The organism is Paracoccus sp. PARArs4 (assembly GCF_947311865.1).
GTDB lineage: Bacteria > Pseudomonadota > Alphaproteobacteria > Rhodobacterales > Rhodobacteraceae > Paracoccus > Paracoccus zeaxanthinifaciens.
This window is the reverse complement of record NZ_CAMZMW010000021.1, coordinates 16,975-30,358: the sequence shown is the minus strand read 5'-3', so window position 1 is coordinate 30,358 and position 13,384 is coordinate 16,975. Positions and strand designations below refer to the sequence as shown.

The 13,384-nt window shown below is 69.3% G+C and carries 13 protein-coding genes; 6 read left to right on the top strand and 7 right to left on the bottom strand.

Annotation, left to right across the window (positions count from 1 at the left end; genetic code table 11):
* Window positions 1-107: 107 nt before the first annotated feature.
* Window positions 108-1,082 (bottom strand): glutathione S-transferase family protein, encoded by a 975-nt coding sequence (locus QMZ16_RS14715; RefSeq protein WP_282603783.1) that lies wholly within the window; start codon window positions 1,080-1,082, stop codon window positions 108-110.
* A 111-nt stretch (window positions 1,083-1,193) separates the two neighbouring features.
* A complete protein-coding gene (locus QMZ16_RS14710) occupies window positions 1,194-2,510 on the bottom strand; it encodes an MFS transporter (RefSeq protein WP_022707887.1) in 1,317 nt (438 codons plus the stop codon).
* A 136-nt stretch (window positions 2,511-2,646) separates the two neighbouring features.
* Between QMZ16_RS14710 and QMZ16_RS14705 the strand changes: the two genes are divergently transcribed.
* The 5 genes from QMZ16_RS14705 (at window position 2,647) to QMZ16_RS14685 (ending at window position 5,890) form a co-directional block, all read left to right on the top strand.
* The gene (locus QMZ16_RS14705) at window positions 2,647-3,432 is read left to right on the top strand and encodes an exodeoxyribonuclease III (RefSeq protein WP_282603782.1); all 786 of its coding nucleotides are present in this window, start codon (window positions 2,647-2,649) and stop codon (window positions 3,430-3,432) included.
* A gap of 90 nt (window positions 3,433-3,522) precedes the next feature.
* Window positions 3,523-4,437 carry a thioredoxin gene (gene trxA / locus QMZ16_RS14700; RefSeq protein WP_022707889.1) on the top strand — a complete coding sequence of 305 codons (915 nt, stop codon included), beginning with the start codon at window positions 3,523-3,525 and terminating at the stop codon, window positions 4,435-4,437.
* A gap of 4 nt (window positions 4,438-4,441) precedes the next feature.
* Entirely contained in the window at window positions 4,442-5,068 is a 627-nt protein-coding gene (locus QMZ16_RS14695) for an LON peptidase substrate-binding domain-containing protein (RefSeq protein WP_022707890.1), read from the top strand.
* Window positions 5,065-5,256 (top strand): Trm112 family protein, encoded by a 192-nt coding sequence (locus QMZ16_RS14690; protein WP_282603781.1) that lies wholly within the window; start codon window positions 5,065-5,067, stop codon window positions 5,254-5,256. The genes QMZ16_RS14695 and QMZ16_RS14690 overlap by 4 nt, the downstream gene beginning before the upstream one ends.
* Window positions 5,249-5,890, top strand: a complete 642-nt coding sequence (locus QMZ16_RS14685) for a rhomboid family intramembrane serine protease (protein WP_282603780.1) — start codon at window positions 5,249-5,251, stop codon at window positions 5,888-5,890. The genes QMZ16_RS14690 and QMZ16_RS14685 overlap by 8 nt, the downstream gene beginning before the upstream one ends.
* 4 nt (window positions 5,891-5,894) lie before the next feature.
* On the opposite strand, the gene QMZ16_RS14680 is transcribed toward QMZ16_RS14685, so the two are convergent.
* From QMZ16_RS14680 to QMZ16_RS14660, 5 genes are all read right to left on the bottom strand, one after another.
* Window positions 5,895-6,602, bottom strand: a complete 708-nt coding sequence (locus QMZ16_RS14680) for a DUF2268 domain-containing putative Zn-dependent protease (RefSeq protein WP_282603779.1) — start codon at window positions 6,600-6,602, stop codon at window positions 5,895-5,897.
* A 44-nt stretch (window positions 6,603-6,646) separates the two neighbouring features.
* Window positions 6,647-9,232, bottom strand: coding sequence for a DNA translocase FtsK (locus QMZ16_RS14675; protein ID WP_282603778.1), 2,586 nt, complete (start codon window positions 9,230-9,232; stop codon window positions 6,647-6,649).
* Window positions 9,233-9,236: 4 nt separating this feature from the next.
* Window positions 9,237-10,442 carry an aminotransferase class I/II-fold pyridoxal phosphate-dependent enzyme gene (locus tag QMZ16_RS14670; protein WP_282603777.1) on the bottom strand — a complete coding sequence of 402 codons (1,206 nt, stop codon included), beginning with the start codon at window positions 10,440-10,442 and terminating at the stop codon, window positions 9,237-9,239.
* 88 nt (window positions 10,443-10,530) lie between these two features.
* On the bottom strand, window positions 10,531-11,862 hold the full coding sequence (locus QMZ16_RS14665) for an amidase family protein (RefSeq protein ID WP_028725907.1): 1,332 nt from the start codon (window positions 11,860-11,862) through the stop codon (window positions 10,531-10,533).
* A complete protein-coding gene (locus tag QMZ16_RS14660; RefSeq protein ID WP_028725908.1) occupies window positions 11,863-12,057 on the bottom strand; it encodes a DUF1674 domain-containing protein in 195 nt (64 codons plus the stop codon).
* 70 nt (window positions 12,058-12,127) lie between these two features.
* On the opposite strand from QMZ16_RS14660, the gene QMZ16_RS14655 reads away from it, so the two are divergent.
* Window positions 12,128-13,384 (top strand): transcription antitermination factor NusB, encoded by a 1,257-nt coding sequence (locus QMZ16_RS14655; RefSeq protein ID WP_282603776.1) that lies wholly within the window; start codon window positions 12,128-12,130, stop codon window positions 13,382-13,384.

Here is a 13,384-nt window from a genome sequence, read left to right as displayed (position 1 = left end):
GGGGATGCGACGTTCAGATCCCGAAGCCCAGTGACCGGTGGATGCGGTCACATCCCTCCCTCTACTCTCTCTGAACTGCCCCGGCCTTATGGCCGGGGCTTCTTTCTTCAGCCACGACCGTGCGGGGCCGACCAGTCGGCATCCGGCCCGATCGGCACGATCCGGTGCGGATTGATCATGTCGTGGCTGTAGTAATAGTGGCGCATGAAGTGATCCGGATGCACGGTCCCCGCGACGCCCGGCCACTGGTACAGCTCTCGTGCCCAGCCCCACAGGTTGGGATGGTCCACGATCCGCCTGCGGTTGCACTTGAAATGCGTGTGATAGACCGCGTCGAAACGGACCACCGTGGTGAACAGCCGCCAGTCGGCCTCGGTGATGCGGTCCCCGGTCAGATAGCGGTGCTGCGCCAGCAACCCCTCGATCCAGTCCAGGCTGTCGAACAGCGGGCCGACGGCCTTGTCATAGGCGTCCTGGCTGGTGGCGAAGCCCGCCTTGTAGACGCCGTTGTTGACGGTGTCGTAGACGCGCGCGTTCACCTTCTCGATGGCGGGGCGCAGGTCCTGGGGGTGGAAGTCGTCGTCATTGCCGGTAATCGCGTCGAAGGCGCTGTTGAACATGCGGATGATGTCCGCGCTTTCGTTCGAGACGATGGTGCCTGTCTCGCGGTCCCACAGCACGGGAACCGTCACCCGCCCGGACGCATCCGGCTGGGCGCGCAGATAGACCTCGCGCAGGTAATCGTATCCGAACTGACGGTCGCCCGTGGCGCCGTCGAAATCGGTGCGGAACTCCCACCCCTCGGACAGCATCTCGGGGTGGACGACGGACACGTCCACGTGATCCTCCAGCCCCTTCAGCGCGCGGAAGATCATCGTGCGGTGGGCCCAGGGGCAGGCATGGCTGACATAGAGGTGGTATCGCCCGCTGGCAGCCGCGAAGCCGCCGTCGCCGGTCGGCCCGGGCGATCCGTCCGCGGTCACCCAGGACCGGAATTTCGACGTGTCGCGGACGAACTCGCCGCCGTTGCTCTTGGTGTCGTACCACTGGTCCTTCCAGACCCCGTTCACGAGCTGGCCCATCATTCGATCCTTTCGCTTGGATGCCGCGGCGACCCGCCGCGACCGGCTGCTGTCACAGCGCGGCACGACGGACGGGGGTTCCATCCCCCGCCCGCCGCGGTCCCGCGCCGATCAGCCGATGGCGCGGTCGCGCGTATCGGTCCGCACCGCCGTCAGCGCGACGGCCGCAAGGACCAGAAGCCCCGCGAAGACGCCGATGGCCACGCCGAAGCCCTGCGCGAAGACGATCGCCAGCAGGCTGGGCGCAAGGATGCCGCCCGCCCGCGCCATCGCGCTGGCCGTGCCCATGCCGGTCCCGCGCAGATGCGTCGGATACAGTTCCGGCGTGAAGGCATAGAGCGCGCCCCAGCTGCCCAGCAGCGCGAAGGACATGATCAGCAGCGACACCGCCACCATCACCGCCCCGCTGGAGATGGTGAACAGGAAGCACGCCGCCGCGCTCAGCAGCAGGAAGCCCATCAGCGTGGCGCGACGGCCCACGGCCTCGACGCCCCAGGCGGCCAGCGCGTATCCGGGGATCTGCGCCAGGGCCAGCGCGACGATGAAGCCGTATCCGCGGATGAAGCCGAAGCCCTCGGCGGCCAGTTGCGCGGGCACCCAGATGAAGATCCCGTAATAGGACAGCGACACGAGGAACCAGACCGCCAGCACCGCAAGGGTGGCGCGGCGCAGAGGCTCGGACAGGATGGACCGCGCGGCGCCTGCGGGCACGGTCGCCGCGACCAGGTGCGCATCCGCCGGAAGGGGCTGGGCGCCGTTCACGCGCAGCACGCGGTCGATGACGGCGCGGGCCTCGGCCTGGCGACCCTTGCGGACCAGGTACATGGGCGATTCAGGCACCCAGACGCGCAGCACGAAGCCGATCAGCGCGGGCAGCGCGGCGACCAGGAAGATCCAGCGCCACGGGGCCTCGGACCCGAAGGTCACGGCCAGCCATGCCGTCAGCGCGACGACCAGCGTGCCGATGGCCCAGAACCCCTCCAGCCAGACCAGCCAGCGGCCCCGGTTCTTCGGGGGCAGGAATTCGGCCATCATCGCGTAATCGACGGGCAGCGTGCCGCCGACCGCCACGCCGGTCAGGAAGCGCAGGATCAGCAGCCAGGTGAAATCGCCCGCCATGACCGAGGCCAGCCCGAAGACCGCATCCATCGCGACCGTGCCGATCAGCACCCATTTGCGCCCCACGCGGTCGGCCACGCGCCCGAACAGGAACGCGCCCACGAACATGCCCAGGAAGAAGACCGTCCCGATCTGGAACGCGGTCACCCGTTCGATCCCGAAGGTCGCCGCCACCGAAGGCGCGGCAAAGCCCACCGCGATGACCTGCATCGCGTCGGCGGCCCAGACAAGGCCGAATATCCCCAGAAGTCGCCACTGGAACGGGCCGATGCCGCCGCGTCCAAGGGCCTCGTCGATGGTCAGTTTCATCTTCTCTCTCCGCTGTCCCGCATGTTTTTTTGCGACATGCATAGACCAGCCCCGGCATATGGCAAGCTTCGCGTGGCGGCTTCTCGACACGCGGGGCAGGCGCCGCTAGGGTCCGGGCGCAAAACGGAGACGCCCCATGTTCACGATCGCCACTTGGAACATCAACTCGGTCCGCCTGCGCGAAGGGCTGGTCGCGCGGCTTCTGTCCGAAGAGGCGCCGGACGTCCTGTGCCTGCAGGAATGCAAGTCCCCGGTCGAGAAGATCCCCCTGACCGCCTTCGCGGAACTGGGCTATCGCCATATCGTGGCGCGCGGGCAGAAGGGCTATAACGGCGTGGCGATCCTGTCGCGCCTGCCGATCGAGGATGCGGGCGACCGCGACTATGCGGGCCTCGGCCATGCCCGCCACGTCGCGGCGCGGATGGAGAACGGGGTCACCATCCACAACATGTACATCCCGGCGGGCGGCGACGTTCCCGACCGCGAGGTGAACGTGAAATTCGGCCAGAAGCTGGATTTCCTGACCGAGATGCGCGACGTGTTCCATGCCGAGAACCCCGCCAAGTCGATCATGGTCGGCGATTTCAACATCGCCCCGCGCGAGGACGACGTCTGGTCGCACAAGCAGCTTCTGAAGGTCGTCAGCCACACCCCGATCGAGGTCGAGCATCTTCAGGCCGCGCAGGATGCGGGCAAGTGGGTGGACATCACGCGGCAGGACATCCCGACGGGGCAGCTCTATTCCTGGTGGTCCTATCGCGCGAAGGACTGGGATGCCGCCGACAAGGGCCGCAGGCTGGATCACATCTGGGCCAGCCCCGACATTTCCAACGCGGCCCATTCCAGCCGCGTGCTGCGCCCCGTGCGCGGCTGGGAACAGCCAAGCGACCACGTTCCCGTCTTCGCGACCTTCGACCTGTAACCCCCGGAAGGGCGGCATCCGCCCTTTCGTTCGCGCGTCCGAGGTCCCATATTGTCGCCTGAAACAAGGCACCGAAGAACCGGGGACCCCATGACCATTCTTTTCGACGGACCGCAGGACGCGCCGAACACCAGCGACTTCATCAAGGACGTGACCGAAGCCGACTTCATGGCCGAGGTGGTCGAAGCCTCGATGCAGGTTCCCGTCATCGTCGATTTCTGGGCGCCGTGGTGCGGCCCGTGCAAGACGCTCGGCCCCGCGCTCGAGGCCGAGGTGGCCAAGCACAAGGGCCGCGTCCGCATGGCCAAGGTCAACGTGGACGAGGCGCAGATGATCGCAGGCCAGCTGCAGATCCAGTCGATCCCGACCGTCTATGCCTTTTTCCAAGGCCGCCCCGTGGACGCGTTCCAGGGCGCGCTGCCCGCCAGCCAGATCAAGCAGTTCATCGACAAGGTCGCGGCCATGGGCGGCGATGACGGCGGGCTGGCCGATGCCATCGCCGCCGCCGAGGAGATGCTCGAGACCGGCGAATACGCCGATGCCGCCGAGACCTTCACCGCCATCATCGGCGAACTGCCCGACAGCCCCGAGGCATGGGGCGGCCTGATCCGCGCCCAGCTTGGCGCGGGCGATGCCGCCGCCGCATCCGCGACGCTGACGCAGGTGCCCCAGCCCATCGCCGGCAGCGCCCCCGTCGAGGCCGCCCGCGCCCAGCTGGAACTGGCCCGCCAGGCCGAGGATGCAGGCCCGCTGGCCGATCTGCAGTCCCGCGTCGACGCCGATCCCGCCGACCAGCAGGCCCGGCTGGACCTCGCGCGCGCGCTGCACGCCGCCGGTCAGGTCGAGCAGGCCGTGGACATCCTGCTGGACAGCTTCCGCCGGGACCGCGAATGGAACGACGGCGCGGCCAAGGCGCAGCTGCTGACCATCTTCGACAGCCTCAAGCCCGGCGACCCGATCGGCCAGAAGGGCCGCCGCCGCCTGTCCTCGCTGATCTTCGCCTGATCCCATGAACCTGCGCTTCGACCTGCCCGACCGCATCCCGCTGTTCCCCCTTCCGGGGGCGGTGCTGATGCCGCGCGCGCGCCTGCCGCTGCACATCTTCGAGCCGCGTTACCTGCAGATGCTCGAGGATGCGCTGAAGACCGAGCACCGCCTGATCGGCATGATCCAGCCCGAGGGCGACACCCTGTCGGCCATCGGCTGCGCGGGGCGGGTCGTGGCCTTCACCGAACAGGATGACGGGCGGATGATGATCTCGCTTCAGGCGATATCGCGCTTCCGCCTGAACGAGGTCGAGGAAGGCTTCGCCCCCTATCTGCAGGGGCATGTCGACTGGACCAGCTTCGCGCGCGACCGTGCGGGCAGCGAACGCGATCCCGGCATGGACCGCGACGCGCTGTTCGCGCTGCTGTCGCGCTTCATGGAGGCCGAGGGCCTGTCCACCGATTGGGACGCCGCCGCCACCGCCGAGGACGAGCTGCTGGTCAATTCGCTGTCCATGATGCTGCCCTTCGGCAATGGCGACAAGCAGGCGCTGCTGGAATCCCCCACCCTTGCCGACCGGCGCGAACTGCTGGTCGGACTGATCGAATTCGCGCTGCGTGGCGGCGATACCGAGGAACGACTGCAATGACCGAGACCCCAGGCTTCGACCGCCACATGCTCGAGGCGCTCGTCTGCCCCGTGACCCACGGGCCGCTGTCCTACGACGCGACGCGGCAGGAACTGGTGTCGCGCTCGGCGGGGCTGGCCTTTCCGATCCGCTCGGGCATCCCGATCATGCTGATCGACGAGGCCCGCCAGATCCGCGCCGATGACTGACATCCCCCGCGTGTCGGCCCGCAGGCTGGGTCCTGCGCGACTGCCGGGATGGGCAAGGGCCGTCATCCTGATCTGCTGCGCGGTCGAGCTTCTGTTGCTGGCCGCGCCCTTCATGGGCGCGCCGCGCATCCGGGTCACGTCCTCGCTTCTGGGCGGGTTCTGGTCGCCGCTGATGCATGGCGGGCAGGGCCTCTATCCGGCGCAGGGGGGGGCGATGTTCGTCACCTACGGCTTCCTTCATGCGGGGCTGATGCACCTTGCGATGAACATGATCTCGCTTGCGGCGATCGCGCGGGAACTGAACCGCATGATCGGCGGGCGGGCCATGGCGCTGGCCTATGCGCTGTCGCAGATCGCGGGGGCCGCGGTCTTCGGCATCATGGAGCCGATGGGCGGGCCAATGATCGGCGCGTCCGGCGCGGTCTTCGGGCTGGCGGGCACGCTGGTCGGCTATGCCGCGATCAACCTGCGCCTGCGCGGGCGGTCCATGCAGCCGCTGCTGCGGTCGGTCGGCACGATCCTTGCGCTGAACGTGGCGCTGACGGTGCTGATGCCGCAGATCGCGTGGCAGGCGCATCTTGGCGGGGCCGCGATGGGCGCCGTGATCGGCGCCGCGCTGGCCTTCCGCCGCTAGGGCGTCACTCGGATGCCTTGCCTTCGGGCGCGGCATCCTGCGCATCCGCGGCTTCTTCCTCCTCGGGTTCCTCGACACCCTCGGCGGCCATCAGGCGGCGCAGGGCGGGGCGGAAGGCGTCGGCGCGCGTCGCCAGCAGGGTTGCCGGATCGGCGGGGCCTTCCTCGGACAGGTGCTGCGCGATCAGCCGATGCGCGATGGCCCAGCCCGTCCCCTTGCGGATCTTGCCGCGCCCGAGGAACCATTCGTCGAAGCTGAAATCGTGGCGCGACCAGATATTCGCCGCCTGCCGCAGCGATCCGCCCGCGGGACGCGCGGCATCGCGCGGATCGACCGGCCCGCCCATGACCTGCTGCGCGAAATGCCCGGCCAGCCCCTCGCTGACCAGAACCTCGCCCAGGGACCGGCCATAGCCGGGGCCGGCCCACCGCGCGACATGGTGCAATTCGCGCAGCAGCGCGCGGCGCAGGGCGTCGGCGGTCACGCGGTCGGGCGACAGGGTCAGGTCGATCACCCCCGGCTGCGACGGCCGGGCCAGAAGCCCCCCGTCAGGGATCGGCACCTCGGAGGCGCGCACGACAAGGTCGAAGCGCGGCAGGTCGAAATGCGCCTCGGCCAGCGCGACGGCCTCTCGGGCGGTCGCGCGGGTCTCGGCCATGATGGTGGTCAGCGCATTGCGCGCGTTCAGCAGGTGGATGTGCCAGATCGTCATGGCCGACATATACCCCCAGCCCGGAACCCTTGCCAGTGCATCCCTTACACCTCGGGGACCAGGACCTCGCGCTTGCCGACATGGTTGGCCGCGCTGACGACGCCCTGCTCCTCCATCTGCTCGACCAGGCGCGCGGCCTTGTTGTAGCCGATGGCAAGCTTGCGCTGGATATAGCTGGTCGAGCACTTGCGGTCCCGCGCCACGATCGCCACCGCCTGGTCGTACAGCGCGTCGTCGCCGTTGTCGCCGCCGCCAAGGCCCAGCACCGCGTCGATATTGTCGGCCTTCTCCTCGTCGGGGCCCTCGACCACGCCGGACTTGTAATCGGGCGGACCGAAGGATTTCAGGTGGGTCACCACCTCCTCGACCTCCTCGTCGCTGCAGAAGGGGCCGTGGATACGCGTGATCCGCGCACCGTTGCCCATGTACAGCATGTCGCCCTGGCCCAGCAGCTGCTCGGCCCCCTGTTCGCCCAGTATGGTGCGGCTGTCGATCTTCGAGGTCACCTGGAAGCTGATCCGCGTCGGGAAGTTCGCCTTGATCGTGCCGGTGATGACATCGACCGAGGGCCGCTGCGTGGCCATGATCAGGTGGATGCCCGATGCCCGCGCCATCTGCGCAAGGCGCTGGATGCAGGCCTCGATCTCCTTGCCGGCGACCATCATCAGGTCGGCCATCTCGTCGACGATGACGACGATATAGGGGAAGGTCTCGGGCTGGAATTCCTCGGTTTCCCAGATGGCGTCGCCGGTGTCTTCGTCGAAGCCGGTCTGGACGGTGCGCTTGAACATCTCGCCCTTGGACAGCGCCTCGCGGACGCGCCCGTTATAGCCCTCGATGTTGCGCACGCCCATCTTGGACATCTTGCGATACCGGTCCTCCATCTCGCCCACGACCCATTTCAGCGCGACGACGGCCTTCTTGGGGTCGGTGACGACCGGCGACAGCAGATGCGGGATGCCGTCATAGACGGACAGTTCCAGCATCTTGGGGTCGATCATGATCAGGCGGCATTCGTCCGGCGTCAGCTTGTACAGAAGCGACAGGATCATGGTGTTGATCGCGACCGACTTGCCCGAACCCGTGGTCCCCGCGATCAGCAGGTGGGGCATCTTGGCAAGGTTCGCCACGATCGGATCGCCGCCGATATCCTTGCCCAACGCCAGCGGCAGCGGCTGCGTGCCGTCGCCGAAGGCGCGGCTGGCAAGGATCTCTCGCAGCAGGACCTTTTCGCGGCGGGCGTTCGGCAGTTCGATCCCGATGACCGTGCGCCCCGGCACGGTGCTGACACGCGCGGACAGCGCCGACATCGACCGCGCGATGTCGTCGGCAAGGCCGATGACGCGGCTGGCCTTGAGGCCCGGCGCGGGTTCCAGTTCGTACAGCGTGACGACCGGGCCGGGGCGGACCTCGGTGATCTGGCCCTTCACGCCGTAATCGTCCAGCACCGCCTCGAGCATGCGGGCGTTTTCCATCAGCTGTTCCTGGGGGATCTGCAGCTGATCGCCGGGAACGGGCGCCGACAGCAGCGCCAGCGGCGGGCGTTCATAGGCGGGGCCGTTCTGGTCCATGACCAGCGGCGCGGGATCGGCGCGGCGGGGCGCCGCCTTGGGCGCGGCTGCGGGTCGCGGGGCCGGTTCGGGGTCGATGTCGAACGCCTCGTCGCGCGGGGCGTCCTGAACAGGCATGTCCTGGGCGGGCATCTCGACCGGGGGAACGCCGTCGCGCGCCAGCCGCGAGGTGACCGCCGCCAGGACCGAGGGCTTGGATTCGCGGCTGCGGATCGCATCGCTGATGCGGCCCTTGATCTGCTCGGCATCGGGGCCCTCGCCTTCCCAGTCGCTATCGCGCTCGATCAGCTCGGGTTCGGGCATCTCCTCCTCCAGCTCGAAGGCCGGGGCGGGGCGACGGGCGGCGGCGGGTTCGGCGCGTTCGGGTTCGGGGGCCGCGCGGCGGCGGTCCTTCAGCCGCTGCACGAGGCCCGCGCCCGCATCGGTCGCCCGCAGCGACAGCTGCAGCGCCGTGGCTAGCCCGATCAGGAAGCGGCGCCACATCGCGCGCAGCTCCTGCTTGTCGAAGCCCAGCACGAAGGCCATCACCGCGACGACGCCGACCGCGATCAGCAGGCCCGCGAAGCGGATGCCGATCTGCGCCTTCATCGGTAGGATGTTCAGGACGGCCCCCATGGCCATATCGCCGAAATGCCCGCCAAGGCCGTAATTCTGCTGCCAGCCCGGCTCGGGAACCAGCGTGGCCGCGTGGATCGACACCAGCGCCACGGCGATGGGCGTGAAGACCGCGCGCATGGCGCGTTCCTCGCCCTTGTGCAGCATCAGGCGCAGGCCCCAGACGAATGCCGCGACGACCAGCACCCACGACCCCTTGCCCGCGATCATCATCAGCGGCGAGGCGACATAGGCGCCGAAGCTGCCCAGCATGTTCTGCGCGGGCGCATCCGTGGCGGACAGGAAGCTCGGATCCTCGGCGGACCAGCTGCCCAGCATCATCGAGATCACGACCCCGAGGATGATCAGCACGCCGCCCAGCAATTCCTTGCCCCTGCGTTCCAGCGCCGCCTGCGTGGACTGGTCGAACAGCGGGTCCCGCTTTCCTGCCTGCCAGCTTGCCATGTCCTCAGCCCCTCCCCGTCGTCGTGTCATAGAGAACCGATGCCAGCCGCGTCAGCGCGGCCTCGGTCTCGGCCTCGGGGGCGACCAGCGCCACGCGGACGAAGCCCTGCCCCGGATTGAACCCATCGACCTCTCGCGCAAGGTAGGCGCCGGGCAGCACCTGGATGCCCGCGCGCGCCCACAGCAGGCGTGCGGCGGATTCTCCGTCGGCGACCGGCAGCCACAGGAAGAACCCGCCCTGCGGCGCGGCATAGCCCGGAACGCCGCCCAGCACGCGATCCGCGATGGCGTATTTCGCATGATACATGCGCAGGCTGTCCTGCACGTGATCCTCGTCCGACCAGGCGGCGGCGCTGACGGCCTGCAGCGGCATCGGCAGCGGCGCGCCCGCATAGCTGCGCAGCCTGCGCATCTGGCGCAGCTGTTCGGGACCGCCCGCGGCAAAGCCCGAGCGCAGCCCCGGCAGGTTCGACCGCTTGGACAGCGAATTGAACATCACGACCCGGTCGGCCAGCCCCATATCGGTCGCGACCTTCAGCGCGCCGGGCGGGGGCGCATCGCGCCAGATCTCGGAATAGCATTCGTCGGCGAAGACCAGGAAATCGTGCTTCTCGGCCAGCGCGATCAGGTCGCGCAGGTAATCCTCGTCCGCGACGGCACCCTGCGGGTTCGCCGGCGAACACAGATAGGCGATGGCCGTGCGGTCCAGAAGCGCCGCGTCCAGCCCCGCGTAATCGGGCAGGTTCCCCGTTTCGGGCGTGGCCGCCACGAAGACCGGTTCGGCATTCACCGCCGCCGCCGCCACCGCATAGACCTGGTAGAACGGGTTCGGGATCAGGATCGCCGGACGCTGGCCGTTCTTCGTTTCCGGGCACAGCGCAAGGGCCGCGTTGAACAGCCCCTCGCGGGTGCCGTTCAGGGCCATGATCCGGTCGGGCGCGACATCCAGGTCGTGGCGGCGTCCCAGCCACCCCGAGATCGCGCCCAGCAGGTCCGGGCCGCCCTCGTTGACGGGATACTTGGCAAAGCCCTGAAGGCTGGCCTGCAGCACGTCGGACAGGAAGGGCGGCATCGGGTGCCGCGGCTCTCCTATGGTCAGGATCTGCGGAGATTCGCCCGGGGCAAGCCCCGGCGCGACATCCGAAAGCAGCGCCCGCAGACGCGGGAACGCGTATTCCGGCAGGTTCGAGAACCGCTCGGGGAATGCCATCTGTGCCTCGCTTTCCGGGGTCTCCGCCCCGTTGTCATGGCCGAAACATTAGCGTGTGATGGGTCTTGCGTCCAGTAAAGACCCCCGCTCAGCCCGCAAGCGCGGCCTCGGCTGCCGCCGCGACGCGCAGCAGGTGCCGGTCCCGCCCCGCATGGCCCATCAGCGAGATGCCGCAGCCCGGCAATCCGGCGGGCAGCGTCACGGCGGGCAGGCCCAAGAGGTTCGCGATCCGCGTGTTGCGCAGCGTCAGAAGGTTGGCGCGGACGAACTCGGCCTCGTCCTTCATCAGGCGGTCGGCATCGGGGGGCAGGATCGGCACGGTCGGCACCAGCACGGCGTCGTAGCCGCCCACGACCTCCTTGATCCACTTGCGGCGGATGCGGGTCAGGGCCTCCCATGCGGCGACGTATTCGGGGCCGCTGGTGTCCTTGCCGCCGCGGAACCGATCGAGGATGGGCTTCCACATCAGCTCGGGCGCATCCTCGATCTGGGCGTGCCAGATGCCATAGCCTTCGGGCGCGAAGACCTGCGGCGACAGGGCCAGCGCCCGGTCCAGCCAGTCGGTCGAGGCATGGGCGACATGCGCCCCCGCCCGGCCCAGCCGGTCCACCGCCTGCTGGAAGGCGGTCTCGGGTCCGGCCTCGATATCGTCGAAGGGCATCCCTTCCAGAACCAGGAACCGCAGCCCCGCGACCGAGGATTCGTTCAGGTCCGCGGCGGGCTGGTCGGCCAGTAGCGCGAAGATCTCGGCGCAGTCCTCGACCGTGCGGGCGATGGGGCCCGCGATGTCGAAGCGGCGGCACAGCGGAACGACGCCCTTCTCGGGCAGCGCGCCATGCGTCGGCTTGAACCCCACCAGCCCGTTCCACGCGGCAGGCACCCGGATCGAGCCGCCCGTGTCGGTCCCGATCGCCGCCGCGGCCAGCCCCAGAGCCACGGACACCGCCGCCCCCGACGACGAGCCCCCCGGCGCAAGCGCGGGGTCCAGCGCGTTGGGCGGCGTCGCGGTGACGGGGTTCAGCCCCAGCCCGCTGAAGGCCAGTTCGGTCATGTGGGTCTTGCCCAGGCACACCGTGCCCCGCCGCGAGGCACGCGCCAGGATGTTCGCGTCCTTGCGCGGCGTGCGCCCGTCCAGCAGCTTCGAGCCCGCCTCGGTCCGGGTGCCGCCGCTGTCGATATTGTCCTTCCAGCTGATCGCGACGCCGTCCAGCAGGCTGTGGCGGCGCTCCTGCTTGGCGCGGTCATGGGCGGCGACGGCCTCGGACCGGGCGCGGGCGGCGGTCAGCCTTGCATAGATGCGGTCGCAATCGGGATGCGATTTCGCGGCGGCCAGATAGGCCTCGGTCTGGTCGATCGGGTCCAGCAGACCCGCCATGATCGCGCGGCCCTGCCGGACCGCCGAGGCCTTCAGCCAATCCATTCAGAAATCCACCGCCAGTCCGTTCTTCTCGTAATCGCCGAAGCGCACGGCCTCGGGGCCGTCGCGGCCGCCGTATTCCACGGGCAGCTCCATCTCGGCCCGTGCCTTGCGGCGTTCCTCGGCCTCGGCCAGGGCGCGCCGTGCGGCGGGCGGCAGGTCCTGGCGCGGATCGGCGGCGGTCTGTTCATCGCTCATGGAAAGATCCCCCGAATGGGCGTATGTGTCCGGTTCAGTCTTCAGGAATATCTAGGCGAAGGAAAGCAATTTGGCAAAGCCGGGCGGCGACATGGCGCGGAAGGGCGCATTGCAATTGATCCAGGGCGTGCGCGACGGGCGCAGTCTTGCCGACCAGCAGGGCAGGTTGTCGAAGCTGCCCGTGGCCGAGCAGGCACGCGCCGCAAGGCTTGCGGCCGAGACGCTGCGCCACCAGGGACGCGCCGATCGCGTGATCGCGGGGCTGGTCGCGCGCAAGCCCACCCCGCAGGTCATGGACGTGCTGCGCCTGGCCGTGGTCGAGATGCTGGAACTGGGCGCCCCCGCCCATGGCGTCGTCGGCGCCGCGGTCGATCTGACCCGCACCCTGGGCAAGCGCGGCCAGTCCGCCGCGGGCATGGTCAATGCCGTGCTGCGCAAGGCGGGCGCGTATCAGGGCTGGGCCGACCTGCCGCCGCAGGAACTGCCGGAATGGCTGCGCGGGCCGCTGTCGATGGCCTATGACGCGGACACGCTGACCGCGATCGAGGCCGCGCACCAGGCGGGCGCGCCCCTCGACATCACGCCGAAACCCGGCGCCCAGCCCTTCGAGGGCGCGGACCCCCTGCCCACCGGATCGTGGCGCGTGGCGGGTCCGGCGCAGGTCTCGACCCTGCCGGGCTTCGACGCGGGCGAATGGTGGGTGCAGGATGCGGCCGCGGCCCTGCCCGTGCGCCTGCTGGCCCCGCAGCCGAACGAGACCGTCGCGGATCTGTGCGCGGCACCGGGCGGCAAGACCATGCAGATCGCCGTCAGCGGGGCGCAGGTCGTCGCGGTGGACGTGAACGAGCATCGCCTGAAGCGCCTGCACCAGAACCTGGAACGCTGCGGGCTGACGGCCACGGTCGTCACCGCCGACGCGCTGGAATGGCGCCCCGACGCGCCGCTGGACGCGGTGCTGCTGGATGCGCCCTGCAGCGCGACCGGCACGATCCGGCGCCATCCCGACATGCCCTTCATCCGCGACGGCCACGGCATCGCCGAACTGATCGAGCTGCAGGCCGCGATGATCGACCATGCGCTGTCGATCCTGCGCCCCGGCGGGCGGCTGGTCTTCGCGACCTGCTCGCTCATCCCCGACGAGGGCGAGGTCCAGGTCGACGAGGCGCTGGCCCGCCATCCCGGCCTGACCGTGGAACGCCCCGACATCCCCGGCATCGATCCCGACTGGATCACGGAGGAAGGCGGCATCCGCCTGCGGCCCGATCACTGGGCGGATCGTGGCGGAATGGACGGCTTCTACATGGCGCTTCTGCGAAAGCCCGCCTGA